The organism is Streptomyces zinciresistens K42 (genome assembly GCF_000225525.1).
Classification (GTDB): domain Bacteria; phylum Actinomycetota; class Actinomycetes; order Streptomycetales; family Streptomycetaceae; genus Streptomyces; species Streptomyces zinciresistens.
In genome coordinates this window covers 22,348-49,189 of the sequence record NZ_AGBF01000037.1, presented here as the reverse complement: position 1 = coordinate 49,189, position 26,842 = coordinate 22,348, and the positions used below count along the sequence as shown (strand labels likewise).

28 protein-coding genes and 3 pseudogenes are annotated in these 26,842 nt (G+C 71.6%); 12 read left to right on the top strand and 19 right to left on the bottom strand.

The window, feature by feature from the left end; all coding sequences use genetic code 11:
- Nucleotides 1–252 precede the first annotated feature (252 nt).
- Nucleotides 253–568 (bottom strand): annotated as a pseudogene (locus tag SZN_RS38595) (DNA-3-methyladenine glycosylase); the annotation flags it as partial.
- Entirely contained in the window at nucleotides 493–813 is a 321-nt protein-coding gene (locus SZN_RS14335) for a recombinase family protein (RefSeq protein ID WP_244313357.1), read from the bottom strand. The gene SZN_RS14335 and the pseudogene SZN_RS38595, both read right to left, overlap by 76 nt.
- A gap of 1 nt (nucleotide 814) precedes the next feature.
- Here SZN_RS14335 and SZN_RS14330 point away from each other — a divergent pair, with 1 nt between their 5' ends.
- The 3 genes from SZN_RS14330 (at nucleotide 815) to SZN_RS14320 (ending at nucleotide 2,912) form a co-directional block, all read left to right on the top strand.
- Nucleotides 815–1,060 carry a recombinase family protein gene (locus SZN_RS14330; RefSeq protein ID WP_244313356.1) on the top strand — a complete coding sequence of 82 codons (246 nt, stop codon included), beginning with the start codon at nucleotides 815–817 and terminating at the stop codon, nucleotides 1,058–1,060.
- A gap of 311 nt (nucleotides 1,061–1,371) precedes the next feature.
- The gene (locus tag SZN_RS14325) at nucleotides 1,372–2,262 is read left to right on the top strand and encodes an SDR family NAD(P)-dependent oxidoreductase (RefSeq protein WP_106432653.1); all 891 of its coding nucleotides are present in this window, start codon (nucleotides 1,372–1,374) and stop codon (nucleotides 2,260–2,262) included.
- 68 nt (nucleotides 2,263–2,330) lie between these two features.
- Nucleotides 2,331–2,912, top strand: a complete 582-nt coding sequence (locus SZN_RS14320) for a TetR/AcrR family transcriptional regulator (protein WP_007495538.1) — start codon at nucleotides 2,331–2,333, stop codon at nucleotides 2,910–2,912.
- Between the two features lie 837 nt (nucleotides 2,913–3,749).
- On the opposite strand, the gene SZN_RS38590 is transcribed toward SZN_RS14320, so the two are convergent.
- The 3 genes and pseudogenes from SZN_RS38590 to SZN_RS14310 all read right to left on the bottom strand — a co-directional run.
- A complete protein-coding gene (locus SZN_RS38590) occupies nucleotides 3,750–3,878 on the bottom strand; it encodes a helix-turn-helix domain-containing protein (protein ID WP_279627020.1) in 129 nt (42 codons plus the stop codon).
- 70 nt (nucleotides 3,879–3,948) lie between these two features.
- Nucleotides 3,949–4,560 (bottom strand): DNA-3-methyladenine glycosylase, encoded by a 612-nt coding sequence (locus SZN_RS14315; RefSeq protein ID WP_007495530.1) that lies wholly within the window; start codon nucleotides 4,558–4,560, stop codon nucleotides 3,949–3,951.
- Nucleotides 4,561–4,574: 14 nt separating this feature from the next.
- Nucleotides 4,575–4,832 (bottom strand): annotated as a pseudogene (locus SZN_RS14310) (DNA-3-methyladenine glycosylase); the annotation flags it as partial.
- A gap of 109 nt (nucleotides 4,833–4,941) precedes the next feature.
- Between SZN_RS14310 and SZN_RS14305 the strand changes: the two are divergent.
- The 3 genes from SZN_RS14305 (at nucleotide 4,942) to SZN_RS14295 (ending at nucleotide 7,025) form a co-directional block, all read left to right on the top strand.
- On the top strand, nucleotides 4,942–5,724 hold the full coding sequence (locus SZN_RS14305) for a sporulation protein (RefSeq protein ID WP_007495526.1): 783 nt from the start codon (nucleotides 4,942–4,944) through the stop codon (nucleotides 5,722–5,724).
- 108 nt (nucleotides 5,725–5,832) lie between these two features.
- The gene (locus tag SZN_RS14300; RefSeq protein WP_007495524.1) at nucleotides 5,833–6,372 is read left to right on the top strand and encodes a YbhB/YbcL family Raf kinase inhibitor-like protein; all 540 of its coding nucleotides are present in this window, start codon (nucleotides 5,833–5,835) and stop codon (nucleotides 6,370–6,372) included.
- A gap of 146 nt (nucleotides 6,373–6,518) precedes the next feature.
- The gene (locus tag SZN_RS14295; RefSeq protein WP_007495522.1) at nucleotides 6,519–7,025 is read left to right on the top strand and encodes an HNH endonuclease; all 507 of its coding nucleotides are present in this window, start codon (nucleotides 6,519–6,521) and stop codon (nucleotides 7,023–7,025) included.
- Between the two features lie 100 nt (nucleotides 7,026–7,125).
- Here SZN_RS14295 and SZN_RS14290 read toward each other — a convergent pair whose 3' ends face one another.
- From SZN_RS14290 to SZN_RS14280, 3 genes are all read right to left on the bottom strand, one after another.
- A complete protein-coding gene (locus tag SZN_RS14290) occupies nucleotides 7,126–8,082 on the bottom strand; it encodes an SPFH domain-containing protein (RefSeq protein ID WP_007495521.1) in 957 nt (318 codons plus the stop codon).
- Nucleotides 8,083–8,214: 132 nt separating this feature from the next.
- Entirely contained in the window at nucleotides 8,215–8,646 is a 432-nt protein-coding gene (locus tag SZN_RS14285; protein WP_208865800.1) for an NfeD family protein, read from the bottom strand.
- Nucleotides 8,647–8,741: 95 nt separating this feature from the next.
- Entirely contained in the window at nucleotides 8,742–9,539 is a 798-nt protein-coding gene (locus SZN_RS14280) for an ABC transporter ATP-binding protein (RefSeq protein WP_007495519.1), read from the bottom strand.
- A gap of 137 nt (nucleotides 9,540–9,676) precedes the next feature.
- Here SZN_RS14280 and SZN_RS14275 point away from each other — a divergent pair, with 137 nt between their 5' ends.
- Complete coding sequence (locus SZN_RS14275) at nucleotides 9,677–10,465, top strand: hypothetical protein (protein ID WP_078508593.1); 789 nt, start codon at nucleotides 9,677–9,679, stop codon at nucleotides 10,463–10,465.
- A gap of 111 nt (nucleotides 10,466–10,576) precedes the next feature.
- Here the strand turns inward: SZN_RS14275 and chpE are convergent, their stop codons facing one another.
- The 3 genes from chpE to SZN_RS14260 all read right to left on the bottom strand — a co-directional run bounded on the left by chpE (nucleotide 10,577) and on the right by SZN_RS14260 (nucleotide 12,770).
- Entirely contained in the window at nucleotides 10,577–10,822 is a 246-nt protein-coding gene (chpE, locus tag SZN_RS14270) for a chaplin ChpE (protein ID WP_007495517.1), read from the bottom strand.
- Between the two features lie 168 nt (nucleotides 10,823–10,990).
- Nucleotides 10,991–11,632: a response regulator gene (locus SZN_RS14265; RefSeq protein ID WP_007495516.1), complete on the bottom strand. Its 642-nt coding sequence runs from the start codon at nucleotides 11,630–11,632 to the stop codon at nucleotides 10,991–10,993.
- Entirely contained in the window at nucleotides 11,625–12,770 is a 1,146-nt protein-coding gene (locus SZN_RS14260; RefSeq protein ID WP_007495515.1) for a GAF domain-containing sensor histidine kinase, read from the bottom strand. The genes SZN_RS14265 and SZN_RS14260 overlap by 8 nt, the downstream gene beginning before the upstream one ends.
- A 153-nt stretch (nucleotides 12,771–12,923) precedes the next feature.
- Between SZN_RS14260 and SZN_RS42540 the strand changes: the two are divergent.
- Nucleotides 12,924–13,399, top strand: a pseudogene (locus tag SZN_RS42540) (S-adenosylmethionine:tRNA ribosyltransferase-isomerase); the annotation flags it as partial.
- 299 nt (nucleotides 13,400–13,698) lie between these two features.
- Nucleotides 13,699–14,466, top strand: coding sequence for a transglycosylase SLT domain-containing protein (locus SZN_RS14250; RefSeq protein ID WP_007495513.1), 768 nt, complete (start codon nucleotides 13,699–13,701; stop codon nucleotides 14,464–14,466).
- Between the two features lie 98 nt (nucleotides 14,467–14,564).
- Here SZN_RS14250 and SZN_RS14245 read toward each other — a convergent pair whose 3' ends face one another.
- Nucleotides 14,565–17,081 (bottom strand): ABC transporter ATP-binding protein/permease, encoded by a 2,517-nt coding sequence (locus tag SZN_RS14245; RefSeq protein WP_007495512.1) that lies wholly within the window; start codon nucleotides 17,079–17,081, stop codon nucleotides 14,565–14,567.
- Between the two features lie 239 nt (nucleotides 17,082–17,320).
- Here SZN_RS14245 and SZN_RS38585 point away from each other — a divergent pair, with 239 nt between their 5' ends.
- The gene (locus tag SZN_RS38585) at nucleotides 17,321–19,675 is read left to right on the top strand and encodes a streptophobe family protein (protein WP_007495510.1); all 2,355 of its coding nucleotides are present in this window, start codon (nucleotides 17,321–17,323) and stop codon (nucleotides 19,673–19,675) included.
- Nucleotides 19,676–20,267: 592 nt separating this feature from the next.
- Nucleotides 20,268–21,476 (top strand): phosphoserine phosphatase SerB, encoded by a 1,209-nt coding sequence (gene serB, locus SZN_RS14235; protein WP_007495508.1) that lies wholly within the window; start codon nucleotides 20,268–20,270, stop codon nucleotides 21,474–21,476.
- 72 nt (nucleotides 21,477–21,548) lie between these two features.
- Here the strand turns inward: serB and SZN_RS14230 are convergent, their stop codons facing one another.
- The 4 genes from SZN_RS14230 to SZN_RS14220 form a co-directional block, all read right to left on the bottom strand.
- Entirely contained in the window at nucleotides 21,549–22,067 is a 519-nt protein-coding gene (locus SZN_RS14230) for a SixA phosphatase family protein (protein WP_043730585.1), read from the bottom strand.
- Nucleotides 22,068–22,132: 65 nt separating this feature from the next.
- Nucleotides 22,133–22,342, bottom strand: a complete 210-nt coding sequence (locus SZN_RS14225) for a hypothetical protein (RefSeq protein ID WP_007495502.1) — start codon at nucleotides 22,340–22,342, stop codon at nucleotides 22,133–22,135.
- Between the two features lie 208 nt (nucleotides 22,343–22,550).
- On the bottom strand, nucleotides 22,551–22,667 hold the full coding sequence (locus SZN_RS43175) for an SGM_5486 family transporter-associated protein (protein WP_086021381.1): 117 nt from the start codon (nucleotides 22,665–22,667) through the stop codon (nucleotides 22,551–22,553).
- A 48-nt stretch (nucleotides 22,668–22,715) separates the two neighbouring features.
- Complete coding sequence (locus SZN_RS14220; protein WP_007495498.1) at nucleotides 22,716–24,005, bottom strand: CynX/NimT family MFS transporter; 1,290 nt, start codon at nucleotides 24,003–24,005, stop codon at nucleotides 22,716–22,718.
- Between the two features lie 70 nt (nucleotides 24,006–24,075).
- Here SZN_RS14220 and SZN_RS14215 point away from each other — a divergent pair, with 70 nt between their 5' ends.
- Nucleotides 24,076–24,768 carry a FadR/GntR family transcriptional regulator gene (locus SZN_RS14215; RefSeq protein WP_007495497.1) on the top strand — a complete coding sequence of 231 codons (693 nt, stop codon included), beginning with the start codon at nucleotides 24,076–24,078 and terminating at the stop codon, nucleotides 24,766–24,768.
- Here the strand turns inward: SZN_RS14215 and SZN_RS14210 are convergent.
- The 3 genes from SZN_RS14210 to fabG form a co-directional block, all read right to left on the bottom strand.
- Complete coding sequence (locus SZN_RS14210) at nucleotides 24,746–25,120, bottom strand: hypothetical protein (protein WP_007495496.1); 375 nt, start codon at nucleotides 25,118–25,120, stop codon at nucleotides 24,746–24,748. The two genes, SZN_RS14215 and SZN_RS14210, sit on opposite strands and share 23 nt — an antisense overlap.
- Nucleotides 25,121–25,280: 160 nt before the next feature.
- Nucleotides 25,281–26,048, bottom strand: coding sequence for an enoyl-ACP reductase FabI (fabI, locus tag SZN_RS14205; RefSeq protein WP_007495495.1), 768 nt, complete (start codon nucleotides 26,046–26,048; stop codon nucleotides 25,281–25,283).
- Between the two features lie 5 nt (nucleotides 26,049–26,053).
- A complete protein-coding gene (gene fabG, locus SZN_RS14200) occupies nucleotides 26,054–26,773 on the bottom strand; it encodes a 3-oxoacyl-[acyl-carrier-protein] reductase (protein ID WP_007495494.1) in 720 nt (239 codons plus the stop codon).
- Nucleotides 26,774–26,842: the final 69 nt, after the last annotated feature.

Below are 26,842 nucleotides of genomic sequence, written 5' to 3'. Positions count from 1 at the left end.
TCCGATTCCCTGTCGGCGGGATTGCCTTGGGCCTGGGCTTTCGCCCGTCGGCCTTTCGACATTCACTACGTTAGCCGATTCCCCCGCCCGATTCATAATCGGCCTTCGCGGATTCGAATTCGGGCATGCGGGCACGCCGGAAACGACCCCGCTGAGGGGTTGTCGTAGGTAGTGGGTTGGCCGCTACGGCTGCTGACTTCGCAGTACCCGCTTCAGCGGCTCGGGCCACGTTACGCGCATCGCCACGGCACGTCAACTTCGGCGGAGTCTGGGGACGTGCGCCCGATAGGGGGCTCACCGTCGCGTCGTCGGCGACCCAGTAGCGCCAGGGGTGCGCGTCGCCGTCGCCGCCCTCGCCGGCGACTCCGGTGCGCGGACCGTTCCGTACCTGGTCGGAGGGGACGGGCGTGCCGGCGAAGACCGTGAGCGGGCTCTCTTCGGCGGAGCACGCGTCCGATCCGTCCAGCGCGCGGTCCACGTTCAGGCCGGTCGCTAGCCGGGCCGGGCCTTTGGCCAGTTCCTTGTCATGGCGGGCCGTGAGCCGTCGGGCACGGGCGAGTTCGGCGCCGCCTTGCCGTCCTCCACCAGAGCCTTGACGCGCTCCCACTCGTCGCTTCGCTTGGCTCCCCGCTTGGTCGAAGCCGACGTGTCCTTCTCGACGATCACGGCTACCACTGACCAGCCGTTCCGGTCGCACAGCGTCTGACTCAACTCGACCTGTTGTGCCAGGTTCCCGCCTTTGGACTCCTCGCCCCTCGGGGTGGGGCTGAGCCTGGCGTAGATGATCGCTCGCACTGCCTGTCCAGACGCCATCGTGTCTCGCCACTACGACCGCATGTACCGCACCCCCTGGGATCTTGAGGACCTGGTGGACCTGGCCGAGGCGACCGGCGTCACGCCGGCCGCCGCACAGGCTCAGGGAGTGCTCGACCTGTCCACCCCGTCCGGCCGGCTCGCTGCTCGCATCGGCGCTGTGGTGGCTCGCAACGAGACCGAGATGCGAGTAGAGCGTCAGGTGCTCGGACACCGGCGCCGTAGAGAGTCGGGGAGGCCCTTCTGAAGTCGACTACGTGCGGACCGTCGTCATGCAGGTCTGCTCCAAAGCCCGCAACGATCTCGCCGCCACCAGGCGGCGTCCCGGCAAGCGTCACGCAATTCCCCAGGTGGCCGTTGGGGACGCCGCCCCGCGAGACGACCGCCGCTGCGGCAGCGCCGCACCCGCGCTCCTTGCGGGTTCCGGGTCTGGTGCTTGCGGGGGCTTCGTCGCGAGTGGCGCGGCCCCATCTGCCACCACAAGCGGATTAGTCATCCGGTTGTGCTACGTTGCCATTAAGCGGATGATCTATCCGAATCGCTGGGCCGGAGGAACGCATGGGTAAGACAGCTATGGTCACGGCCGGGACCGCCGGCATCGGCTTGGAGACGGCTCTGGGACTGGCCGCCACCGGATTCTCGGTCACCGTGGTCGGGCGTAATGCCGAGCGGGGCGCCCGGGCGGTCGAGCGGATCAATGCGGTGAACCCGGCTCGCCCTGGCCGGTTCCTGCCCGCCGACCTCGGTTCGCTCGAGGGCGTGCGCGCGCTCGCCGACCGGATAGCCGACGACCACGCCGCCTCCGGCGAACCGCTGACCGTGCTGGTGAACAACGTCGGGGCGATGTTCGCGGATCGACAGGAACTGGACGGCGTGGAGGCGTCGTTCGTCCTCAACCACCTTTCGCCGTACCTGCTGACGGAACTGCTGCTGCCCACGCTCACGGCCGGTGCGCCGAGCAGGATCGTGAACGTGACCTCGGCTGCGGTCGGTTTCGCCAAGCGGGAGTTCGACGCCGTCGAGCCGCCCGGCGGCTACTACGCCTTCCACTGGTACGGCCGCGCCAAGCTCGCCAACCTCGCCTACACGCTCGACTTGGCGGCCCGGCTCGACGGCACGGGCGTCTCGGTCTTCGCCGCCGACCCCGGAGGCGCCGCGACCGACCTGACCAACGGCACCATGACCGACCCGAAGATCGTCTCACCGGCCCTGCGGCTGCTGTGGCCGCTGCTGCACCGCACGTTCGAACGCTCCACCGCGGGCCCGGCATCCGAGGCCGCAAAGTCCTCCATCACCGCCGCCACCGACGAGTCCCTGGCGGGCCGGACCGGCATCGTCATCGGCGCTCAGGCGCAGCCGGTCTCCCCGCACCGGGCGGCGGCCGACCGCCGCATCGCCGATGCCGTGCGCCGACTCAGCCGGCAGCACGCGCCCCTCGTGGCGCCGTGACCCGCCAGGCCCGGCCCGGCATGGCACGGCAGGGCCATCCGGATGAGCCATCCGATTAGCATGTCCCCATGAGGACGACACCACTGCGCAAGGACGCGGCCCGCAACTGGGACCGGATCGTGGCCGTCGCCCGCGAGCTGGTCGACCAGGGCACGCCCTTGCAGCTCAACGACGTCGCCCGCTGCACCGGACTCGGAGTAGGCACCGTCTACCGCCACTTCGCCACGCCCGAGGCGCTCCTGGAGGCCGTCGCCACCCCCCGCCTGGAGGCCCTGACCGCCCACGGCAGGCAGGCGCTGGCCGACACCGACGCCTGGCGGGCGCTGGAGAGCTTCCTGACCCGCACCGTCGAGGCGCAGGTCACCGACGCCTCCCTGGCGCCGGTCGCCGCCGCTTCCGTCGACGCCCTGCCGCGCACCACGCAACTCAAGGAATCCCTGTGGTCGACAGGCGCCACACTCCTCGACCGGGCCCGCGCGGCCGGGGCGGTCCGTCCCGACCTGGCCGCAGCCGATCTGGTCCCGCTCATGTGCGGCATCGCCCACGCCGTAGACGTACACGGCGGCGCTCCCGCAGACCGGATCGACATCGCGCACCGCTACCTGGCCGCATTGCTCGACGGCCTGCGAGCCACACCAACGATGGTATGAGATCTCTCCTCAGCCGCAGTCGGGGCAATCCTTACGCCCAGCGGCGACGCCGGGCGCCTCCGGCGCACGTCCACGACCGCCCTCCCTCTGGGGAGTCGTGACCGCAGGGGTGGGGAATTCCGTGACGCGGAACCGGCTGAAGGTGGGGAATTACGTGACCGCTCACAGCCAGGAAGAAAAACACCTAGTCAGCGCCCAGTGATACCCGCGGTTGGCGGCTTTCAGAGCTGACGGCTCGGCCCCGCCGCGGTCTCCGTTCTCAATCTGGTCGTCCATCAGGGCGCGCAGTACGTCGGGTTCTCCGGCCCGGATGGCCTCCCACGTCAACCGGTAAGCACCTTCCCTGTCGCTGGCCTCCGGCTCGTGCCCGCGCCAGTGTCTGCAGGGCGTAGGGATGCCCACCGACGGTAGCCTCCCGGGCGAGTCTCTCTGCGCCCTCTCGGTCGTTCGCCTCGCGCAGCAATGCCAGATCGAGCAGAGCCGAGGTGTCTCCAGCGGAGTACGCCTCTCGGGCCAGCCGCTCGGCGAGCTCGTGCTCCCCGGCCTCCTCGCGCAGCACCGCGAGTTCCTGAAGAGGGTCGGAGGCACCGTAGAACCGCCCATAATATCTGATCATTTCGGGGCGACTCACCCGACGGTGTCAGAGAGGGCCACGACCGGGTGCGCCGGAAGGGGGGCGGTTCGAGCGACGCGCGCCCCTGTGCCTGCCTCTGTCGACTTCCCCGTGGTCGACAGGGGCAGGCATCGTTGCGCCTGTCAGACGGCGTCAAACGCCCGTGCATGACAACGGCCCCCGGTGTGGAGCCGAGAGCCTGTCTGCGGTTGCGTGCGCCAGTCTCAGGCGCTCTCGCCGCGGTGGCGGTAAAGGGTGGCTCGGGAGATCCCGAGAGCCTTGGCAACGGCGCTCACACTCTCGCCTCTCGCCTTCCTGGCACGGGCCACGGTGAGCACGTCCTCATCGACCACGGACGGCCGTCCGCCCGTACGCCCCTGCGCGCCGACTCACCGGCGGGCCGTGAGCAAGGCGCACAGCGGCTCAGGCTCCGGCGGAAGGTTTGGCTCTCGGGCTCAGCCGGTACGCCGAGACCGTCGGATCACCGGCGAGGTAGAACCGGTGTTGCCAGTCGTGGGCCTTGCTCACGCCTACCCGAGGACCAACCTGGATGAGCGCGGTAGGTACCGACTCGCCCTCGGACAACACGACCGAGGTACCTGTCAGGAGGTCTGCGCCGTTGTGCTCCGCCGTGATGCCGAGTGCCTGGCAGAAGTTGCCCGGACCTCGGGCAAGCCGTGGACTCTCGACCCTCTCCCCTCGTCGCTCGCGCGCCAGGTCTTGCCCCTCGATGACCCTGCCTGCCCGGATGAGGACAGCCGAGGCGACGCCGTCCGTCCCGGTGACGACGTTGGCGCACCAGTGGAGACCGTGGGACCGGTAGACGTACAGGTGTCCTGCGGGTCCGAACATGACGGCGTTACGGGGTGTCCGGCCCCGGTAGGCATGGGAGGCCGGGTCAGCCGTACCCGAGTACGCCTCGGCCTCCGTGACGGCGATGCTCACAGTCCCCTCGGGGGTCTTGCAGGTGAGGACGCATCCGAGCAGCTTGGGGGCGACCTCTTCAGCGGGATGGGAGAGGAGATCAACGTTCATGCTGACCGCCTTGACATGCCGTAGGTGAAGTAGACGTAGACATGGCCGGGTGGACCGAACATCACCGCGTTGCGGGGCGTACGGCCGCGACAGGCGTGGGAGCCCGGGTCGTCGGTGCCGTCGTATGCCTCCACCTCTGTCAGGCGCAGGGCGATCGGACCGTCCGGGGTGGTGCGCACCAGGACGCGGCCGAGCAGGTCGGGAGCGGCCTCCAGGACGGGCCGGTCGAAGAATGCCCGGGGCAGGGGCGTACGGTCGGGGGTCGCGATCATGCGGTCCGAGGGTAACCGAGGCGGGTGGCCGCGACAGGCCGGCTCGGAACCGGTCGCGGCCGGATCGCGTTTTCATGGATCAGGGATCCACTCCGAGAAGAGGAGAGTCATGGCGTTCAAGAAGCTGCTCGCGAGCCTGGGGGCCGGCGGTGCTTCGGTCGAGACGGAGCTGACCGAGGTCAACGTCGTTCCGGGCGGTGTCGTCCAGGGCGAGGTGCGGATTCAGGGCGGGTCCGTGAGCCAGAACGTCGAGGGTCTGTCCGTCGGCCTTCAGGCGCGGGTCGAGGTCGAGACGCAGGACTCGGAGTACAAGCAGGACATCGAGTTCACGAAGGTCCGGCTCGGTGGCGCGTTCGAGATCCAGCCGGGCGCCGTGCACGCGGTGCCGTTCGGCCTGGAGATCCCGTGGGAGACGCCGATCACGATGATCGACGGTCAGGCGCTGCGCGGTATGAACATCGGGGTGACGACCGAGCTGGCGATCGCGCGGGCCGTCGACTCGTCCGACCTGGACCCGATCAACGTGCACCCGCTCCCGGCGCAGAAGGCGATCATGGACGCCTTCATCCAGCTGGGCTTCCGTTTCAAGAGCGCGGACATGGAGCGCGGCCACATCCGCGGCACCCGGCAGAAGCTGCCGTTCTACCAGGAGATCGAGTTCTTCCCGCCGCAGCAGTACCGGGGCATCAACCAGGTCGAGCTGAGCTTCGTCGCGGACGAGCACGTGATGGACGTCGTGCTGGAGATGGACAAGAAGCCCGGTCTGTTCAGCGAGGGCAGCGACACCTTCCGCTCCTTCCAGGTGGGCCTCGGCGACTTCCACGGGACCGACTGGGCGGCGTATCTCAACCAGTGGCTGTCCGAGGTCGGCAGCAGGCGGAACTGGCTCTAGCGCCGCAGGTGGCGTTCGCCCCGTCGGGACGCCCGGAGCGCTCTCTCGCCGCGCCGCGGCACTAGGCTCGGAGTCGCTGATTCCACCGTGCCATCAGGAGGTATCGAAGTGACCGAGCTGAAGAGGCGCCCGCTGCCCCACGACTTCCACCCTGCCGTGCCGTCCTTCACGGTCACGAGCGAGGACGTCGAGTCCGGCGGGACCCTCGGGGACGCTCAGGTCCAGGCCGCGGGCAACACCTCGCCGCAGCTGAGCTGGGAGGGCTTCCCGGCCGGGACCGGGAGCTTCGCCGTGACGTGCTACGACCCGGACGCTCCCACGGGCAGCGGGTTCTGGCACTGGGTGGTCTTCGACATCCCGGCCTCCGTCACCGCGTTGCCGACGGGTGCGGGCAGCGGCACGTTCGAGGGGCTGCCCGCGGGGGCCGTACAGGCTCGCAACGACTACGGGTCGAAGGACTTCGGCGGGGCCGCGCCGCCGCCCGGGGACGGGCCGCACCGGTATGTGTTCACGGTGTACGCCGTGGACCAGGAGAAGCTGGGCCCGGACGCGGACGCCAGTCCGGCCGTCGTCGGCTTCCATCTGCGCTACCGCACGCTCGCGCGTGCGCAGCTGATCGGTGAGTACGAGGTTCCCGCCGAAGCCTGACGTTCATAGAACGTTTGCCCGCCTCTGGTCATGGAAGTGATCGGGGGCGGGCATTTTTTATTTCGTTGTCCATCTCGGCGTGCCCGGCCAGAGTTGATCCCAGCCCGCCACGGCGGTGGGCGGGTGCACACGGGAGGTGGGCTGGTATGCGGGACACGCTGGTGCTGAACGCGAGCTTCGAGCCGCTGTCGACGGTGACGTTGAACCGAGCCGTCGTCCTGGTGCTCCAGGACAAGGCCGTTGTGGAGCAGTCCCACCCCGAACTGCGCATGCGCGGAGCCGCCGTTGACATACCGGCGCCCCGGGTGATCAGGCTGTGCAGATATGTACGGGTGCCGTTCCGAAGACAAGCACCGTGGTCGCGGCGGGGTGTTCTGGTGCGGGACAGGCACCGGTGCGCGTACTGCGGGCGGCGGGCCACGACGGTGGACCACGTGGTGCCGCGGTCGCGGGGCGGGCGGGACACCTGGCTGAATACGGTCGCCTCGTGCGCGGAGGACAATCACCGCAAGGCGGACCGGACTCCGGAGCAGGCGGGTATGCCGCTGCTGCGGAAGCCGTTCGAGCCGACGCCCGCGGACGCGATGCTGCTGACGCTGGGGGCCGAGGAGTTCGCCGCGCTGCCGGACTGGCTGGCCGTCGACGCGGCCTGAGCCGCGCGGCGCGGGGTCTGCGCGCTTGCCCGCGCTTCTGACACGGCCGGGGCCCGCCTTCCGGGGAAGGCGGGCCCCGTTGTCGTCCCGCGCGAGCGGGTCAGTCGATCGTCGGCTTCTCTCGGCGCTCGGTCGCCTGGCTGGGGATGCCCGGGGACCCCCCGTTGCCCGAACCGCCGCCGAAGCCGCCCAGGTTGCCCATCGCTCCGGAGAGGCCCTTGAGGGCGTCGCCGATCTCGCTCGGGACGATCCAGAGCTTGTTGGCGTCGCCCTCGGCGATCTTCGGCAGCATCTGGAGGTACTGGTAGGAGAGAAGCTTCTGGTCGGGGTCGCCGGCGTGGATGGCCTCGAAGACCGTACGGACCGCCTGCGCCTCGCCCTCGGCGCGCAGGGCCGCTGCCTTGGCCTCGCCCTCGGCGCGCAGGATCTGGGACTGCTTCTCGCCCTCGGCGGTGAGGATCGCGGCCTGGCGCGTGCCCTCGGCGGTGAGGATCGCCGCGCGCTTGTCGCGGTCGGCGCGCATCTGCTTCTCCATCGAGTCCTGGATGGAGGTCGGGGGCTCGATCGCCTTCAGTTCCACGCGGTTGACGCGGATGCCCCACTTGCCGGTGGCCTCGTCGAGGACGCCGCGCAGGGCGGCGTTGATCTCCTCGCGGGAGGTCAGGGTCCGCTCCAGGTCCATGCCGCCGATGATGTTGCGCAGCGTGGTGACGGTGAGCTGCTCGATCGCCTGGATGTAGCTGGCGACCTCGTAGGTGGCGGCGCGCGCGTCGGTCACCTGGTAGTAGATGACGGTGTCGATGTTCACGACCAGGTTGTCCTGGGTGATCACCGGCTGCGGTGGGAAAGGCACGACCTGTTCACGCAGGTCGATGCGGTTGCGGATGGTGTCGATGAACGGGACCACGATGTTGAGGCCGGCGTTCAGCGTCCGCGTGTAGCGGCCGAATCGCTCGACGATGGACGCGCTCGCCTGCGGGATGACCTGAATCGTCTTGATCAGGGCGATGAAGACCAACACCACCAGAATGATCAGGACGATGATGACCGGTTCCATCGTCGTTCCCCGTGTCCCTTCTCCGCTGCGGCAACTTCGGCAGATCTCATGGTTGTTGAAGATCTTGCTGATCGAGTCTGACAGACGGTCGCCCGACTCGCGGCGGGTTCGCGCCAGATACGTCGTGCGAGGTCACATCACGATCGCCGTGGCTCCCTCGATGTCCACGACGTCCACTTCCTGGCCTGCTTCGTAGGTGCTGCCGTGGTCGAGGGCGCGTGCCGACCAGACTTCCCCGGCGAGCTTGATCCGGCCGCCCGAGGCGTCGACGCGCTCCAGGACGACCGCCTGCTTGCCCTTCAACGCGTCGATCCCGGTGGCGTGTTGGGGCCGTTGGGAGCGATGCCGGTTGGCGATGGGCCGTACGACGGCGATGAGCGCGGTCGAGACGACGACGAAGGAGACGACCTGGACGACGGCGTCGCCGCCGAAGGCGCCTGCCACCAGGGCGGCGGCGATCGCGCCCACCGCCAGCATGCCGAGTTCGGGCATCGCGGTGACCACGAGTGCGATGCCGAGCGCTGTCGCGCCGATCAACCACCAAACCCACGCGTCGATTTCCACATGGTCATGGTAGGTCCGCGGACCCTGTCACCGACAGGGCGCAGGGGGTGGGGAACGGTGTTCCCGGCCGGGAATCCCACGTCCGCGGGCGGCGGTCAGGACAGCGGGAGGCCCTGGGCGGTCCAGCGGTCGCCGACCTGCTCGACGACGAGCGGGAGGCCGAAGCACAGGGAGAGGTTGCGGGAGGTGAGTTCGAGTTCCACGGGGCCGGCCGCGAGGACCTTGCCCTGGCGGATCATGAGCACGTGCGTGAAGCCCGGGGGGATCTCCTCGACGTGGTGGGTGACCATGAGCATCGAGGGGGCGATCGGGTCGCGGGCGAGCCGGCCGAGGCGGCGGACGAGGTCCTCGCGGCCGCCGAGGTCGAGGCCGGCGGCGGGCTCGTCGAGGAGGAGGAGCTCGGGGTCGGCCATCAGGGCGCGGGCGATGAGGGTGCGCTTGCGCTCGCCCTCGGAGAGGGTGCCGAAGGTCCGGTCGGCGTACTCGGTCATGCCGAGGCGGTCGAGGAAGGCGAGGGCCCGCTGGCGGTCGATCTCCTCGTAGTCCTCGTTCCAGGTGGCGGTCATGCCGTAGGCGGCGGTGAGCACGGTCTGCAGGACGCTCTGGCGCTTGGGCAGCTTCTCGGTCATGGCGATGCCGGCCACGCCGATGCGGGGGCGCAGCTCGAAGACGTCGGTGCCGGGGGTGCCGAGGGTCTCGCCGAGGATGGTGGCGGTGCCCTTGCTCGGGTAGAGGTAGCTGGAGGCGACGTTCAGGAGGGTGGTCTTGCCGGCGCCGTTCGGGCCGAGGATGACCCAGCGCTCGCCCTCCTTGACCGACCAGGAGACCTGGTCCACCAGAGCCCGGCCCCCACGGACCACGGATACGTCCTGAAGCTCCAGAACATCGCTCATGAGCGCGTTGTCTCCCCTTGCTGTGACCGGTCTCGGCGTCTCGTGTGATCGCGTGCGCCTGTGGGCGCAGCCCTCTACGAAATCTACGCCACCGGTCCGGCCCTTCATTCCATCGGTCCGGTCCTTAGGGTGGTGGCATGCTCTCGGAACCACGCTCAGGACGCCTCGCCGCTTGGGGAAATGCCCTTTTGGCCGGACTTGCGGCACCGGATGACGCCGTGCTGGAGATCGTCGGGGGTGACGCGACGCACCGGGTGGAGGACCTGCCGGGTGAGACGGCGCCCGTCGGGCTCACCCTGGCGCTGGGGCGGCTGCGGGTGCTGGGCGTGCGCGGGATGCTGGTCGCACTGCCCGCGCCGGGGCATCCGCTGGGGCTGAGCGGGCCGCCGGAGTTCAACGCGCGGGCGATGGACGCCGGGGAGGCGGTGATCTGCCACGGCGCGGCGATCGGGCTGGTGCCGGAGGTGTACGAGGCCGGGCCCGACGGTGACGTGCATGTCGAGGTCGTCTGGCGGGTGCTGCCCGTGCGGGAGGCGCCGCCCGCGGATGTGCCGTCGCTGGGCGAGGCGGAGCGGGAGCTGGCGGAGGCGCTGCGGGACGCCACCGCGTTGCTGTCGCGGCTGGACGTCGCCGGGTCGGGGCCGGCCGCCGAGGCGGCCATCGACGCCTACCGGGCGCGGGCGGAGCCGCGGCGGGAGGTGCTCGCGCCGGGATATCCGCCGCGGGCGGTACGGGTGCTGGAGCTGGCGCGGCGGGTGGGTCTGCTGGTGTCGCTGGCTTCCGGGAACGGGCACGGGGGTGCGGTCAGCTCCGCCGAGATGGGGGCACGGGCGGAAGCCCTGCGGCCGGTGGAGCGGGTGGCGCGGCGGGCGCAGGTCGCGGCGTACAACTCGGTCGTGGAGGAGCGGGAGCGCGGGGTGCGTTGAGCGTAGGGCGTGCGTCCTCGGCGTCGAGGAGGCGTGCTGCTGGTGGCGGACGCGATCCGGCCTCCCGGGAGTGCCGGGAGGCCGGGGGTCACTGCCTGGTTCGGCCTGGCGTCACTTGTTGAAGGCCAGGTTGCCGAAGGCCGGGTTCAGGACACCGATGACGTTCACGCTGTTGCCCGAGACGTTGGCCGGGATGTGGATCGGGGCCTGGACGAGGTTGCCCGAGACGACGCCCGGGGAGCCCACGGCCTTGCCGGCGGCCTTCGCGCCGTCGGTGGCGGAGGCCATTCCGGTGCCGGCGGCCAGCAGGCCACCCGCCACCATCGTCACGGCCGCTGCCTTCTTCAGGTTCTTCACTTCTGAGCCCTCCTTGCGATTGCCGCGGCAGTCGCCGCAGCACGCACTGGAGAACGGCGGAGATCCACGAAGGGTGCGCCGTTGGGGGGACATTCCCACGACGGTATGAATCTCAGCCCGGAGCGGAACCTTCCGCCTTGCCGTCCGTCACACCCTGCGCAGAGCGTTTCAGCCGGTCACACCGTGGCGTACGGCCCACAGGGCGGCCTGGGTGCGGTCCGCGAGGTCGAGCTTCATCAGGATGTTCGAGACGTGCGTCTTGACGGTCTTCTCCGACAGGACCAGCGCTCTGGCGATCTCGCGGTTCGAACGGCCGTCCGCGATCAGGCCGAGCACCTCGCGCTCCCGCTCCGTGAGGGAACCCGCCCGCCCCTGACCGGAGTTGGCCTCCTCCTGGGACAGCAGGGCGCCGGCGACCTCGGGCTGCAGCAGGATGTGCCCGGCGTGCACCGAGCGGATGGCGCCGGCCAGGGCGTCGGGGTCGACGTCCTTGTAGACGTAACCGGCGGCGCCCGCGCGCAGGGCCGGGATCACCGTGCGCTGCTCGGTGAAGCTGGTGACGATCAGCACGCGCGCGGGGTTGTCCAGCTCGCGGAGCCCGCGCAGGGCGTCGACGCCGTCCATGCCCGGCATCTTGACGTCCATCAGCACGACGTCCGGGCGCAGTTCCTCCGCGCGGGCCACGCCCTCGGCGCCGTCGGCGGCCTCGCCCACGACCTCGATGTCGTCCTGGATCTCCAGGAACGTGCGCAGGCCGCGGCGGACGACCTGGTGGTCGTCGACGAGCAGCACCTTGATTGCGTCAGCCACCAGGGACCTCCATCTCGATCACGGTGCCCTTGCCGGGCTCCGATTCCACGGTCAGCGTGCCGCCGACGCCGTTCGCGCGGTCCCGCATGGAGACCAGGCCCAGATGGCGCCCGGCCCGGCGCACCCCTCGGGGGTCGAAGCCGCCGCCGTCGTCCGTGATCCGCAGGACGGCGCCGGTGCCGCGCCGGTCCAGGGTGACGTCGACGTGGTCTCCCCCGGAGTGCCGCAGGGCGTTGTGCAGTGCCTCCTGGGCGACGCGGAGCAGCGCCTCCTCCTGGGCGGCGGGCAGGGCCTTCACCCCGCGGCCGGCGAACGTCACGCGCGCGGAGTGGGCGCGGTCCAGGACCTGGATCTGGGTGCGCAGGGTGGCGACGAGGCCGTCCTCGTCGAGGGCCGCGGGCCGCAGTTCGACGACCGCGGCACGCAGTTCGTCGGCGGCCTCGGCGGCGAGCGCGGCGACCTGCTGGAGCTCGCCCTTGGCGCGGGCGGGGTCGCGGTCGACCAGAGCGGTGGCGGCCTGGGCGGTCAGACGCAGCGAGAACAGCTTCTGGCTGACCGCGTCGTGCAGTTCGTGGGCGAGCCGTGAGCGCTCCTCGGCGATGGTCAGCTCGCGGCTGCGCTCGTAGAGGCGGGCGTTGGTGAGGGCGATCGCGGCGTGCTGGGCGAGGATGGAGAGCAGTTCCTCGTCGTCGGCGGTGAAGCCGCAGCCGCCGTCGGGCTTGCGGCAGTTCTTCTCGGCGAGGAAGAGGGCGCCGATGACCTCGTCGCCGTCGCGGATGGGCAGGCCCAGGAAGTCGGACATGTCGGGGTGCGCGGACGGCCAGCCCTCGAAGCGGGGGTCCTTGCGGACGTCGGCGAGGCGCTGGACCTCGGCCTCCCGGAGCATCGCCGCGAGGATGCCGTGCTGGCGGGGCAGGGGCCCGATGGCCTTCCACTGCTCGTCGCTGACGCCGTCGACGACGAACTGGGCGAAGCCGCCGTGGTCGTCGGGGACGCCGAGCGCGGCGTACCGCGCGCCGAGCAGCTCGCGGGCCGAGGCGACGATCGTCTTGAGGACGTCGCGCACCTCCAGGGGCCTGCTCATGGCCAGCAGCGCGGCGCTCACCGCGGCGAGGCCGGACCGGGGGCCTTGACTCATGTCCTCACGGTACCGGCGGGGTCCGACAGCCGGGATCGGACCGCGGTCGGCCCCCTCTGGGTCGCGGGACGTAGGTCTCCCGTCCCCCCGTCCCCCCGTCCCCCCGTCCCCCGTCCCCCGGTCCCCCGTCCCCCGGTGCGCTGCGAAAGGCCACGCGCGCGTGCGGGCGGACCCGCGGGGACAGCGGTGCGGCGGCCGGGCGGGCTGCGGCTGCCGCTGGAGGAGTCGGCAGACGCGCGGGGTGAGCGGCCGTGGTGGGCGCGGACGGCCGGGGTGGGCGGGGCGGGGGCCGCGGACCTACGGGTGGGGGCTGCGGGTCCCGGGACAGGGCCGTAGACCGACAGGAGGGGGCCGCGGGCGGCCGGGGCGAGGCAGCGGGCGGGGTGGACGGATCTCGTCGTCACCCCGCGGCGGGGGGTGCGGGAGGGGTGGACGGCCTGCTGACCGGGCTGCACGAGCCGGGGACCTCGCATCCGCGGATGCCGGAGGCGGTGGCGGGGCCGGCGGTCGACCGCGGCTACGAGGCGGCACCGCGCGGTCTCCACCTGTGGCACGAGTGCGCCGACGTGCATCTCCTGCTGAGGTCGGACAACCCTCACCCAGAGCATTGCGGCAGCAACTGCTGGTGAGACGGGCGGGGTGCCGATGTGAGCCCGCACATAGGGTGCAGGTCACGTACGAAAGTCCGTAGTAGGTAGGGACGTCCCTTTTGAGCGGCACAGACAGTCCTGTCTGTCCTATTTTGCCCTTCCTGGCTCCACTACCCGGGATCGTACGTCACACCTTTGCCTAGCGATTTTGCGGCCGCTAAGAATTGCTCTCGTCGCTCAGCGCCGTGGGTTCAGCCCGCGGCGTTTGTGCAGAAAGCACCCGTGTCCACCGCCGGACAGCGAGCGACCTCCGCGCTATTCGAAGAGGTCCCACAGCCATGCTCAAGAACATCAAGAACCGCGGTCTCAGTCCGAAGATCAACAAGCGTCAGAAGATCGCGATCGCCGGTGTCGGCACCCTCGGTGCCGCCACTCTCGCCCTCTCCGCCGTCCCCGGCAACGCCCAGACGACGACCACGGCCGAGGCCCCCGCGGGCAAGGTGGCCTTCAGCAACGAGCAGATCAAGGACGTCAAGGGCAGCGTCACCGACCAGCTCGCCGCCGAGAACGTCAAGGCCGAGGCGATAGCGGCCAAGAAGGCGCAGCAGGACGCCGCGGCGAAGAAGAAGGCGGCAGCCGCGGCAGCCGCGAAGAAGAAGGCCGCGTCCGCCGCCGCGGCCAAGAAGGCAGCCGCCGCGAAGAAGGCCGAGGCCGCCCGCAAGAAGGCCGCCGCGAGCCGCTCCGCCGAGCGCGCCCAGATCAAGCCGGTCGCCGCGAAGACCTACGCGAACAACCTCGACGGCTGGATCCGCGAGGCCCTCGACATCATGAAGAAGAACGACATCCCGGGCACCTACAAGGGCCTGTACAAGAACATCATGCGGGAGTCCTCGGGCAACCCGAACGCGATCAACAACTGGGACATCAACGCCCGCAACGGCGTCCCGTCGATCGGCCTGCTGCAGGTCATCAAGCCCACCTTCGACGCGTACCACGTCGCCGGCACGGTCCGCAGCCAGTACGACCCGGTCGCCAACCTCACCGCCGCCGCCAACTACGCGGCCGACCGTTACGGTTCCATCGACAACGTCAACAGCGCGTACTGAGCCTCTGGCGGACCTCTCGGTCTCAGTGAGAACGCTGAAGCGCGGCACCCCGGCGGGGTGCCGCGCTTCGTCTCACCGCGTGAGGCCGCTCGGAGCGGCTACTTGCGCATGACCTCGGGCTCGTGGCGGCGCAGGAAGCGGGCCACGAAGATGCCGCAGACCACGCCCAGGACGATCAGGGCGGCCATGTCCATCGTCCAGGCGCCGACGGTGTTCTCCCAGAGCGGGTCGGCGCTCTCGCCCTCGCCCGGCGGGCTGATCTTGTTGAAGTCCAGCGTGGCGCCCGCGGCGCCCACCGCCCAGCGCGACGGCATCAGATACGAGATCTGGTTGGCCCCGATCGAGCCGTTGAGGGCGAACAGGCATCCGGTGAAGACCACCTGGATGATCGCGAACATCACCAGCAGCGGCATCGTCTTCTCGGCGGTCTTCACCAGCGCCGAGATGATCAGGCCGAACATCATCGAGGTGAAGCCCAGCGCCATGATCGGCAGCGACAGCTCCAGCAGCGTGAGGTTGCCGAGGACCAGGCCCTCCTTCGGGATCTCCCGGCTGGACAGCCCGATGACCCCGACCATGAGGCCCTGGAGCACGGTGATGACGCCGAGCACGAACACCTTGGACATCAGGTAGGCGGAGCGCGACAGGCCCGTGGCGCGCTCGCGCTCGTAGATGACCCGTTCCTTGATCAGCTCGCGCACGGAGTTGGCGGCGCCGGCGAAGCAGGCCCCGACCGCGAGGATCAGCAGGACGGTGGTGGCCGTGCCGTTCGGGATGATCCGGCCCGTCTGCGGATTGGGCGGGTTGGGCAGCAGGCCCCTGCCCGAGTCGATCAGCAGGCTCACCGCGCCGAGGACGCCCGGCAGGATCACCATCAGGGCCAGGAAGCCCTTGTCGGAGACGATCACCGCGGTGTAGCGGCGCACCAGCGTGACGAACTGCGACATCCAGCTCTGCGGCTTGGGCGGCTTCATCGCCTGCATCGGCGGCACCTGTACGGACTGCGGCGCTATCGCGTCGATGTCGGCGGCGTACATCTGGTAGTGCTGCGAGCCCTTCCAGCGGCCCGCCCAGTCGTAGTCGCGGTAGTTCTCGAAGGCGGAGAAGACATCGGCCCAGGTGTCGTAGCCGAAGAAGTTCAGCGCCTCCTCGGGCGGGCCGAAGTAGGCGACCGCGCCGCCCGGCGCCATCACCAGGAGCTTGTCGCACAGGGCCAGTTCGGCCACCGAGTGGGTGACGACGAGGACGGTGCGGCCGTCGTCGGCGAGGCCGCGCAGCAGCTGCATGACATCGCGGTCCATGCCCGGGTCGAGGCCGGAGGTGGGCTCGTCCAGGAAGATCAGCGACGGCTTGGTCAGCAGTTCCAGGGCCACCGAGACGCGCTTGCGCTGGCCGCCGGAGAGGGAGGTGACCTTCTTCTCCTTGTGGATGTCCAGCTTCAGCTCGCGCAGCACCTCGTCGATGCGGGACTCGCGCTCGGCCGCGGTGGTGTCGGCGGGGAAGCGGAGCTTGGCCGCGTACTTGAGGGCCTTCTTGACGGTCAGCTCCTTGTGCAGGATGTCGTCCTGCGGGACCAGACCGATGCGCTGGCGCAGCTCGGCGAACTGCTTGTAGAGGTTGCGGTTGTCGTAGAGGACGTCGCCCTGGTTGGCGGGGCGGTAGCCCGTGAGGGCCTTGAGCAGCGTCGACTTGCCGGAGCCGGACGGGCCGATGACCGCGACGAGCGACTTCTCCGGGACGCCGAAGGAGACGTCCTTCAGGATCTGCTTGCCGCCGTCGACCGTGACGGTCAGATGGCGCGCGGAGAAGGAGACCTCACCGGTGTCGACGAACTCTTCCAGGCGGTCGCCGACGATGCGGAACGTGGAGTGGCCGACGCCCACGATGTCGGTGGCGCCGAGCAGTTGGGAGCCGCCCTTGGCGATCGGCTGGCCGTTGACGTAGGTGCCGTTGTGGGAGCCGAGGTCGCGGATCTCCATCCGGCCGTCGGGCGTCGAGTGGAACTCGGCGTGGTGCCGGGAGACCTGCAGGTCGGAGACGACCAGCTCGTTCTCCAGGGCGCGGCCGATACGCATCACGCGCCCGATCGAGAACTGGTGGAACGTGGTGGGGCTGCGGTCGCCGTAGACCGGCGGCGCCCCCGCGCCGGGACCGGGGCCCTGCTGCTGCGGCACGGGCGCGGGCTGCTGCTGCCAGCCGGCCTGCGGCGCCTGCTGCTCCGGGGCCTGCTGGGCGGGGGCCTGCTGGGCCCACCCGGCCTGCGCGCCCTGCGCGGCGTACGGCTGCTGCTGCGGCTGGGCCTGCGGCGAGGCCACGGAGGCCGTGCTCCCCGAGAGTTCCACGCGCGGTCCGTCGGTCGCGTTGCCCAGGTGCACGGCCGAGCCGGGGCCGATCTCCAGGTGGTGGATCCGATGCCCCCGCACGAACGTGCCGTTGGTGCTGCCGTGGTCCTCGATGACCCAACTGCGGCCGCTCCAGCTGATCGTGGCGTGCCGCCAGGAGACCCTGGCGTCGTCGAGCACGATGTCACCCTGGGGATCGCGGCCCAGGGTGTAGGGCCTGGACGGGTCCAGCGTCCAGGTCCGTCCGTTCAATTCCAGTACGAGTTCCGGCACTCCATGCCCCACTGATCAGTCCCCCGAATAGCCCCGGTCACAGGGAGTCTAGGGATGTCGAACATCGTCGGGAACTATTTCAGGCTCCGCCCCCCGACCGAAAGTCGGGCCTTGTGAGGAGCACGCGGACGCGCTTCGAACGGTTCCGTTGACGGGGTTGAAAACAGTGCGGAGAGTGGTAATCCACGCGAGGGGGACATGCGCGGCGAGCGGCCGCGCAGCGGATCGGGGGGTCTGCCATGAGCGCGTCCGCGCAAGCCGGGTCCACGGGCCGCCCTGCCCGCCTTCCCTGGGGCGACGTCCTGCTGTCCGCGGTCGCCGCCGTGAGCTGGGCGCTGATCGCGATGGCGGGTACGGCGGCCCTGGGGCTGCATCTGCTGGCGGCCGACGCCTCGGGCTCGCTCGGCGCGATGACGGCGGCGGTGGTGGCCCTGGCGGCGGGCGGTTCGGTCACGCCCGCCGGTGACGTGTCCGCGTTCGGGCTGACGGGCGCGCAGGCGGCGACCGCCCTCGACATCACCCCGCTCGGCGTGGGCCTGGCCGGTGCCGTCCTGCTGTCGTGGTGCTTCCTGCGCTCCCTGCGGCGCGCGGGAGCGGTGATCGCGCCTGCCGAACTCCTCGCGCGCGCGGGCGCGGTGGTGGTGCTGTTCGTGGCGACGCTGGGCGGGCTCGCCTGGGCGGGGCACGACGTGATCACCCTCGACGGGAGCGCGCTGGGACTGGACCGCCTGCCGGGAACCGGCGGGGGCGGGGGCGGCCTGGAGATCCCCGGGATCGGGGACGCCGGCGGACTGCTGCCCGACCGGCTCGGCGGCCTCGTCGACGCGAAGGCCGCGGTCGGCTTCTCGGTGGAGACCGCGCCGACCCTGCTCGGCGGCCTGGTCTGGTCCTGCGGTGTGCTGCTGATCGCGCTGCTCGCCGCGCGCCGCTCGCCGCTGCCCACGGGCCTGCGGGCCGTGCACCGGGTCGTCCGGCCCGCCGTGTCGGCCCTCGTCGCGGTGCTGCTGGTGGCGGTGGCGGCGGGGCTCGCGGCGGCCGGGTACGCGGCGATCGGCGACGACGACCCCGGGCGCGTCGCGGGCGCCGCGCTGCTCGGCGCCCCCAACGGCGTCTGGCTCGGCGTCCCCCTCGGTCTGCTCGTTCCGTTCGACGGCCGGGCGAGCGGGGTCCTGGCGGGGCTGCTCCCCGATCCGCTGGGCGCTCTCCTCGCGGGCGGCGCCGACCGGTCCGTGACGCTGGGCAGGCTGGCCGAACCGGACGGCCGGGTGTGGCTGCTCGGCGTCGCGGCGGCCCTGATGATGCTGCTCGCCGGTGTGCTGACGGCCGTACGGACACCGGTGGGGACGTCCGAGGACGTACGGGAACCGGCCGGCGTCCTGCGGTTCACCGGACGGTGTGCGCTGCGGCTCGGGGCGGCCACCGCGCTGGCGCTGCCGTTGCTGGCCCTGCTGACCGGGCTGTCCGTGGACGCCTCGCTGTCGGTGCTCGGCTTCGACGCGTTCGGCGCCGGGGTGGAACTGCGCGGGAACCCCGGCATGGCCCTGGTCCTCGGGGCCGTCTGGGGCGCGGGTGCGGGGGCCGTGGGCGCGTCGGCGGCACTCGCCACCGGGGCGGCGGGAGGACACGCGGCCCCGCTCGCCCTGGCCGGCGGGCCGCGAGACCTGGCCGGCGGGCCGCGAGACCTGGCCTCGGGGCCGGGCGGCAGGCCGGGGGCGATGGGCGGCGGCGGGGCGTCGAATACGGGGGGCGGGGGCGGCCGAGGCGTGGGAGGTGCCCGGGACGGCGGGGGCGGCGCGAGTACATCGGCCGGGGACGGGGGCGGCGGGGGCTCTGGGGGTGGGGTCGCGGGTGCGGCGGGGGCCGCGGGTGCCGTGGGTGCGGCAGGGGTCGGGGGTCCCGTGGGCGCGGCAGGGGTCGGGGGCTGGGCGGGGCAGGGCGGGGCGGCCGGGTACGCAGGGTCTGGAAGGGATGGGCCCGGGTCGCGGGCAGGCCACGACGGACCCCTTACGGGCAGACCCCTCGGCGGACCGACCGGCGGGCCCGACCGCAGCGGGCCGATGCCCGGCCACCCCTCCGTGGGAACGCCGGACGCCCCGGGCCGCCGCCCCGGACCACCGGACCGGAACCCCGGAACCGAGCAGGGCGACACCCCCTCCGGGCCGTACACCCCCACCGCCCCCTACCGGCCGCCGAACCCGGCGACGAACCCGTACCTGCGCCTGCCCGAGCAGCCGCGCGGGGATGCCCGGCCTTCGGCGGGGTCCGCGGACCCGGGGTCACCGCAGGGGGCGGACCGGGCCGGAGGGGCCCGAGCGTCCGGTGGGGCGCGGCCACCCGGGGGCGACGCCGCGTGGGCCAGCGGTCCGCCGTCGGCGGAGCGCTCGCCCACGGGTGAGCCGCCGCCCGGTGAGCCCCCGCCCTGCGGTGACGGCGACGTCCACGGCGCACCCACGGTCCGGCGGCCGGCCGCACCGCCCCCGGGGGTTCCCCGGCGCGGCGGCGACGGACCGGCGCGAGGATCGGGGCGAGCGTCGGGGGACGTACCACCGCCTCCGCCCCCCGTACCGCCCCGGAATCCGAAACGGCGTCCGTAGGCCACCCGGACCGGCCCGGCAGCACGGACCGGCGCGGCCGAGCGGACAGGCGCGGCCGAGCGGACACGCGCCAGGTCGGGCGGCGCAGCCGGACCGTACCCTCCGCGCCATCGGCCCGGCCTCGGCCGCACGGTGTCAGCCAGACGGACGTCGGAGGCTGTGCCCGCGACGTGCCGCATACGGATGCCCGGCGAACGCACGCCCCGAACCGGGCGCCCGGCCGGAACACACCCCCGCGCCGGCAGCCCGGCCCCACCGCCCGCGGTCCCCTGTTCCTGTTCCTGTCCCTGTCCGCTGTCCGCTGTCCCCTGTCCCCTGTCCCCTGTCCCCTGTCCCCTGTCCCCTGTCCGCTGTCCGCTGTCCGCTGTCCGCTGTCCCCTGTCCCCTGTCCGCTGTCCGCTGTCCGCCAGACGGGACCTCGGGAGCGATGCGCACGGCGTACCCGACAAGGCCGTCCGGCGAACGCACCCCCGAACCGGCAGCCCGGCCGGAACACACCCTCGCGCCACCGGCCCCCGCCTCCACCGCACGGTGTCCGCCAGACGGACCACCGGGGCGATGCGCACGGCGTGCCGGATACGGTGGGAGCACCATGAGCGCTTCGCAGACCTCAGACGCCCCCACTCTTCTCGTCAAGATCTTCGGGAAGGACAGGCCGGGCATCACGGCCGGCCTGTTCGACACGCTGGCCTCCTACGCGGTCGACGTGGTCGACATCGAGCAGGTCGTCACCCGTGGCCGGATAACGCTGTGCGCGCTCGTGACGCAGCCGTCGGCCGACATGGAGGGTGACCTGCGGGCGACGGTCCACAGCTGGGCCGACTCGATGAAGATGCAGGCGGAGATCATCTCCGGGCTAGGCGACAACCGGCCGCGCGGCCTCGGGCGCTCGCTGGTGACCGTCCTCGGCCACCCGCTCACCGCCGAGGCCACGGCCGCCGTCGCCGCCCGGATCACCCGCTCCGGCGCGAACATCGACCGTATCTTCCGCCTCGCCAAGTACCCCGTCACCGCGGTGGAGTTCGCGGTGTCCGGGGCCGAGACCGAGCCGCTGCGGACCACGCTGGTGACCGACGCGGCGGCACTCGGTGTCGACATCGCGGTGGTCGGCGCCGGTCTGCACCGCCGCGCCCAGCGCCTGGTCGTCATGGACGTGGACTCCACGCTCATCCAGGACGAGGTCATCGAACTCTTCGCGGCCCACGCCGGCTGCGAGGACGAGGTGGCCGAGGTGACGGCCGCCGCGATGCGCGGTGAGCTGGACTTCGAGCAGTCGCTGCACGCGCGCGTGGCGCTGCTGGCGGGGCTGGACGCCTCGGTGGTGGAGAAGGTGCGCAGCGAGGTGCGGCTGACGCCGGGCGCCCGCACCCTGATCCGCACGCTGAAGCGGCTCGGCTACCAAGTGGGCGTCGTCTCGGGTGGGTTCACCCAGGTCACCGATGATCTCAAGGAGCGGCTGGGGCTGGACTTCGCCCAGGCGAACACACTGGAGATCGTGGACGGCACGCTGACGGGCCGGGTCACCGGCGAGATCGTGGACCGGGCGGGCAAGGCCCGGCTGCTGCGCCGGTTCGCCGCCGAGGCCGGGGTGCCGCTGTCGCAGACGGTGGCGATCGGTGACGGCGCCAACGACCTGGACATGCTGAACGCGGCGGGGCTGGGGGTCGCGTTCAACGCGAAGCCGGTGGTACGGGAGGCCGCGCACACGGCGGTGAACGTGCCGTTCCTGGACACGGTGCTGTATCTGCTGGGCGTCACCCGCGAAGAGGTCGAGGCGGCCGACACCCACGACAAGGACTGACCGGCCGCACACCATGTCCCGTGTCCGCGGCAGGACCGGGCGTCGGACGGTGCCGGGCCCTGCCGCGGCCGGTCACTCCGAGGGCGCCCAGTAGTCGACGAGCGAGGCCGTGCCGGGCTCCAGCGCCTTCCAGGTGCCGCCGAAGGACAGGACCGCGAAGGCGGCGGCCGGGAAGCCGCGCCGGCTCATCCGCTGCCGTGCGTCGCCCTCGGTAGTGCCGGAGAGGATCTCGGCGAGGCCCTGGACGCCCGGGTTGTGGCCGATCAGCAGGACGTTCCGCGCGTCGTCGGGCGTCTCGTTGAGGACGGCGATCAGCTCGCCGGGCGAAGCCTCGTAGATGCGCTCCTCGTACACGGTTTTCGGCCGGTGCTCGAACTCGTGGACCGCGAGCTTCCATGTCTCCCGGGTGCGGGTCGAGGTGGAGCAGAGGGCCAGATCGAAGGGGACGGCGGTGTCGGCCAGCCTGCGCCCGGCTTCCGCCGCGTCCATGCGGCCCCGTTCGGCGAGGGGCCGCTCGTGGTCCGTCACCTGCGGCCAGTCGGCTTTCGCATGCCGGAAGAGAACAATCCTGCGGGGTTCAGCGACGCTCATGAGATCCAGCTTCGCATGAAACAGGCCATGGGGCGCAGGGAGTTGACGCGGGGCGTTCCCGGTGCTCAGCGGGCCATCAACTGCCGGATGTGCTCGAACAGCAGGCCGGTCCCGGGCCCGGTGCCCGCGGCGTGCGCCTGGGCGGGGTCGAGTATCAGCAGCAGGAGCGTGACGAAGGCGAGCGTCGGCAGCGCGAGGGCCCACCAGGGCAGCCGGGTGTCGGCACGGCCCTGCGGGGACGCCGGTCGGGGAGGGAGCTGCGTAGGGGCCGACATGACGCCTCCGTGGGTCCTCGAATGTCCGTGGCCGCCTCTCGCGGGCACACTTCGAAGGTACGGACCCGCCGGGCCTCAACCCATCCGGTGATCCACCCAGTTGACCCTGACACTCACCCCCTAGGGGACAGGGGGGCCAGCCCCACCATCGGGGGTGGGGCAGCCGTCTATGGGTCGGCTTTCCGGGGTTCCCGGGATCCTCCCGCGGTCAGGGTGAGGCGATCGTCGCGATGATGCCGATGATCACGAAGATGGCGAAGAAGGCCCCGAAGACGAGCAGCATCTTCTTCTGGCCGTTCTGGGGGTTCGGGTCGAGCACTGGCATACCGCCAGTCTCGCACCCGCCTCACGGGCCCGGCACGCCGGGGTGAGGTCAGCGGGCGGCCTCGTCCTCGACGGTGCGGTCGCGGCCCGCCAGGAGCCCGACCGCCATCTGCGGGATCATGAGGCCGGCCATCAGCGCGATGGGCAGCCCCCAGCCGCCGCTGTGCTGGTACAGCACGCCCACCAGGAGCGGGCCGGGGATGGAGATCAGATAGCCGGTGCTCTGCGCGAAGCCGGACAGCTGGGCCACGCCCGCGCTGGTCCTGGCCCGCATGCCCACCATGGTCAGGGCCAGCGGGAAGGAGCAGTTCGAGATGCCGAGCAGGACGGCCCAGACCCAGGCGCCGCCGGCCGGGGCGAACCACAGCCCGGCGTAGCCGGCGAGGCCGCAGGCGCCGAGCGCGAGCACGATGGGGCCCTGGTGGGGCAGCCGGGTCGCCAGGCGGGGGATGACGAAGGCCAGCGGCACGCCCATCACCATGGTGACGGCGAGCAGCAGCCCGGCGGTGCCCGCGCGGACTCCCGAGTCGCGGAAGATCTGCGCCATCCAGCCCATCGTGATGTAGGCGCCGGTGGCCTGGAGTCCGAAGTAGACGGCGAGGGCCCAGGCGGTGCGGCTGCGGGTGATCCGCAGCCGCGGCGCCTCCTCGCGCGCGTGCCCGTCACGGCCGGCGGCGGAGGGGGTGGCGCGGTCCCGTACGAAGGGGAGCCAGGGAAGGACGGCGGCGACGCCGAGCGCGCCCCACACCGCGAGCCCGGTGCGCCAACTCCCGCCCAGCGCCTCGGTCATGGGCACGGTCACGGCCGCCGCGGTGGCGGTGCCGAGGGCGAGGGCCATGGAGTACAGGCCGGTCATCGAGCCGACCCGGTCGGGGAACCACCGCTTGACGATGACCGGCATCAGGACGTTGCTGACCGCGATGCCCATGAGCGCGAGGGCGCTGGCGGCCAGGAAGCCCGCGGTGCCGCCGACGTAGGGCCGCAGGAGCAGTCCGGCGGTGACGGCGGCCATACCGGCGCAGACCACGGCGGCGGGGCCGAAGCGGCGGGCCAGGCGCGGGGCGGTGACGCCGAAGACGGCGAAGCACAGCGGGGGCACGGAGGTGAGCAGTCCGGCGACGCTGCCGCTCATGCCGAGCGCGTCCCGGACCTCTTCCAGGAGGGCGCCGAGGCTGGTGATGGCGGGGCGGAGGTTCAGCGCGGTGAGCACGATCCCGAGGACGAGCAGCCGCGTCGTCCACGCGCGCGTGGCGGACTGTGCGGTGGGGGGCGCCCCGGGGGTGCGTATGTGCGCGGGCGTCGCCGTCCGGGTTTCCTCACTTGCCATGAGACCCATCATAGAATCATGGGATGATTGGTTGTCCACCCCCGAGCCGTCCGTCGCCGGCCCCCTCGTGCGAAGGTGTGTCATGCCCCTGAGCCACCCCCGCCGCTCTGCCCTGTCCGAGCAGGTCATCGCGGCGCTGCGGAACCAGATCGCCTCGGGCGAATGGCCGGTCGGCTCCCGTATCCCGACCGAGCCCGAGCTGGTCGGGCAGCTGGGCGTCGCCCGCAACACGGTCCGCGAGGCGGTCCGCGCCCTCGCGCACAACGGCCTGCTGGACATCCGCCAGGGCTCCGGCACCTACGTGGTGGCCACCAGTGAGCTGGCCGGTGTGATGCACCGCCGCTTCGCCGACGCCGACGCCACGCACATCGCCGAGCTGCGCTCCACGCTGGAGTCGTCGGCCGCCAAGTTCGCCGCGCTGCGGCGCACGGAGAAGGACCTCAAGCAGCTCGACGCCCTGCTGGTGCGCCGGGAGCAGGCGTGGGAGTCGGGCGACGCGGAGGCGTTCGTGGCGGCCGACGCGACGTTCCACCTGGCGGTGGTGGCCGCCTCCCGCAACGACGTGATGACGGCACTGTACGCGGACCTCAGCGAGGTGCTGCGGGACTGGCTGCGCGAGGACATCGGCACGGAGCTGACGCCGGAGACGCACATGGACCACGCGCGCCTGGTCGACGCGATCCGCACCGGCGACGCGGAGGCCGCCGCGGCGGAGGCGGCCAGCTATCCCTTCCTGTGCCGTCCGGGGCGCTTCAGCGCGCCTTCCGGTGGCTGACCCACGCCGACTCGACCTCCTTCCAGCAGCGTCCGCTCAGCCGTACGGTCTGCGCGGGCCCGGCCTTCACCGCGGTGCCGTCGCTGTCGAGGTCCCACCAACGGGTGCACTCCACGTGCAGGGTCACGCTGTCGGTCCGTGGATAGGGGTTGTGGCAGTCGGCGGTCACCTGGGAGCCGGCGACGCGGATGCGGCACGCGGCGCCGAAGGGCTCCCCTGCCTTCGCCGGGGCGCCCCGCTGCGGGCTCGCGCCGGCGGGGTGCACGCGCGCGTGGGCGATCGCCGCGCCGGAGACGGGAAGGACGAGTGCGACGGCGACGGTCGTCGAGGCCAAGCGGCGGGACAAGCGCACAACGGGACCTCCTCGGCCGTACGGGAGAGGGGTTCGCGTGAGGAACGCGTACTCCACCCTGCGCCGGGGCGGGGTCCGACCGCCTCGCCGGGTGGGCCGAACGGGTGACGCCCCGCCCCCCGCACACGGCGGAGAACGGGGCGTCGCGAAGCGGTGGTGATCAGGCGCCGATGGCGTGCAGACCGCCGTCCACGTGGACGATCTCGCCCGTGGTCTTGGGGAACCAGTCGCTCAGCAGGGCGACGACGCCGCGGCCGGCCGGCTCGGGGTCCTTCAGGTCCCACTCCAGCGGGGAGCGGGTGTCCCACACCGAGGCCAGCTCGCTGAAGCCGGGGATCGACTTGGCGGCCATGGAGCCGATGGGGCCGGCCGAGACGAGGTTGCAGCGGATGTTCTGCTTGCCCAGGTCACGCGCCATGTAGCGGTTGGTGGCCTCCAGGGCGGCCTTGGCCGGGCCCATCCAGTCGTACTGCGGCCACGCGAACTGCGCGTCGAAGGTGAGCCCGACGACCGCGCCGCCGTTCTGCATCAGCGGCAGGCAGGCCATGGTCAGCGACTTCAGGGAGTACGCCGAGACGTGCATGGCCGTGGCGACCGACTCGAACGGCGTGTTGAGGAAGTTGCCGCCGAGCGCGTCCTGCGGGGCGAAGCCGATGGAGTGCACGACACCGTCGAGGCCGCCGAGTTCCTCGCCGACGACGTCCGCGAGGCGTCCCAGGTGCTCGTCGTTGGTGACGTCGAGCTCGATGACCTTGGTGGGCTTCGGGAGCTTCCTGGCGATGCGCTCGGTCAGCGTGGGCCGCGGGAACGCCGTCAGGATGATCTCGGCGCCCTGCTCCTGGGCCAGCTTGGCGGTGTGGAAGGCGATGGAGGACTCCATCAGCACACCGGTGATCAGGACGCGCTTGCCCTCGAGAATTCCGCTCATGGTGATCAGTGACCCATTCCCAGTCCGCCGTCAACGGGAATGACGGCTCCAGTGATGTACGAGGCGTCGTCGGAGGCGAGGAAGCGCACCGCCGCGGCGATCTCGTCCGGCTGCGCGTACCGGCCGAGCGGCACCTGCGAGACGATGTTCGCGCGCTGCTCGTCGGTGAGCACCTTGGTCATGTCGGTGTCGACGAAGCCGGGCGCGACGACGTTGAAGGTGATGTTGCGCGAGCCCAGCTCACGGGCGAGGGAGCGCGCGAAGCCCACCAGGGCGGCCTTGGAGGCGGCGTAGTTGGCCTGGCCGGGACCGCCGAGGAGGCCGACGACCGAGGAGATCAGCACGACGCGGCCCTTCTTGGCGCGCAGCATGGCGCGGTTGGCGCGCTTGACCACACGGAAGGTGCCGGTGAGGTTGGTGTCGATGACCGAGGTGAAGTCCTCCTCGGTCATCCGCATCAGGAGCTGGTCCTTGGTGATGCCGGCGTTGGCGACGAGCACCTCGACGGGCCCGTGCGCGTCCTCGATCTCCTTGTAGGCCTGCTCCACCTGCTCGGTGTCGGTGATGTCGCACCTGACCGCGAGGCAGCCCAGATCCGTGAGGGCGGCCGGCGGCTCACCCGAGCGGTAGGTGATCGCGACCTTGTCGCCTGCTTCGGCGAATGCGCGGGCGATGGCGAGGCCGATGCCCCGGTTGCCTCCGGTGACGAGAACCGAGCGGCTCAACGGATCACCCTTTCGTTAGGTGGCTGACACCCGCCCGGACGGCTGGACGGCAGGCGGCTTCCCCGAAAA

Excerpts from the sequence above, each read along its gene's own strand:
- SZN_RS14335 (WP_244313357.1), bottom strand. The coding sequence starts at position 813 with ATGGCGTCTGGACAGGCAGTGCGAGCGATCATCTACGCCAGGCTCAGC.
- SZN_RS14325 (WP_106432653.1), top strand. The coding sequence starts at position 1,372 with ATGGGTAAGACAGCTATGGTCACGGCCGGGACCGCCGGCATCGGCTTG.
- SZN_RS14320 (WP_007495538.1), top strand. The coding sequence starts at position 2,331 with ATGAGGACGACACCACTGCGCAAGGACGCGGCCCGCAACTGGGACCGG.
- SZN_RS14315 (WP_007495530.1), bottom strand. The coding sequence starts at position 4,560 with ATGAACGTTGATCTCCTCTCCCATCCCGCTGAAGAGGTCGCCCCCAAG.
- SZN_RS14305 (WP_007495526.1), top strand. The coding sequence starts at position 4,942 with ATGGCGTTCAAGAAGCTGCTCGCGAGCCTGGGGGCCGGCGGTGCTTCG.
- SZN_RS14295 (WP_007495522.1), top strand. The coding sequence starts at position 6,519 with ATGCGGGACACGCTGGTGCTGAACGCGAGCTTCGAGCCGCTGTCGACG.
- SZN_RS14290 (WP_007495521.1), bottom strand. The coding sequence starts at position 8,082 with ATGGAACCGGTCATCATCGTCCTGATCATTCTGGTGGTGTTGGTCTTC.
- SZN_RS14280 (WP_007495519.1), bottom strand. The coding sequence starts at position 9,539 with ATGAGCGATGTTCTGGAGCTTCAGGACGTATCCGTGGTCCGTGGGGGC.
- SZN_RS14275 (WP_078508593.1), top strand. The coding sequence starts at position 9,677 with ATGCTCTCGGAACCACGCTCAGGACGCCTCGCCGCTTGGGGAAATGCC.
- SZN_RS14260 (WP_007495515.1), bottom strand. The coding sequence starts at position 12,770 with ATGAGTCAAGGCCCCCGGTCCGGCCTCGCCGCGGTGAGCGCCGCGCTG.
- SZN_RS14250 (WP_007495513.1), top strand. The coding sequence starts at position 13,699 with ATGCTCAAGAACATCAAGAACCGCGGTCTCAGTCCGAAGATCAACAAG.
- SZN_RS38585 (WP_007495510.1), top strand. The coding sequence starts at position 17,321 with ATGAGCGCGTCCGCGCAAGCCGGGTCCACGGGCCGCCCTGCCCGCCTT.
- serB (WP_007495508.1), top strand. The coding sequence starts at position 20,268 with ATGAGCGCTTCGCAGACCTCAGACGCCCCCACTCTTCTCGTCAAGATC.
- SZN_RS14230 (WP_043730585.1), bottom strand. The coding sequence starts at position 22,067 with ATGAGCGTCGCTGAACCCCGCAGGATTGTTCTCTTCCGGCATGCGAAA.
- SZN_RS14225 (WP_007495502.1), bottom strand. The coding sequence starts at position 22,342 with ATGTCGGCCCCTACGCAGCTCCCTCCCCGACCGGCGTCCCCGCAGGGC.
- SZN_RS43175 (WP_086021381.1), bottom strand. The coding sequence starts at position 22,667 with ATGCCAGTGCTCGACCCGAACCCCCAGAACGGCCAGAAGAAGATGCTG.
- SZN_RS14220 (WP_007495498.1), bottom strand. The coding sequence starts at position 24,005 with ATGATGGGTCTCATGGCAAGTGAGGAAACCCGGACGGCGACGCCCGCG.
- SZN_RS14215 (WP_007495497.1), top strand. The coding sequence starts at position 24,076 with ATGCCCCTGAGCCACCCCCGCCGCTCTGCCCTGTCCGAGCAGGTCATC.
- fabI (WP_007495495.1), bottom strand. The coding sequence starts at position 26,048 with ATGAGCGGAATTCTCGAGGGCAAGCGCGTCCTGATCACCGGTGTGCTG.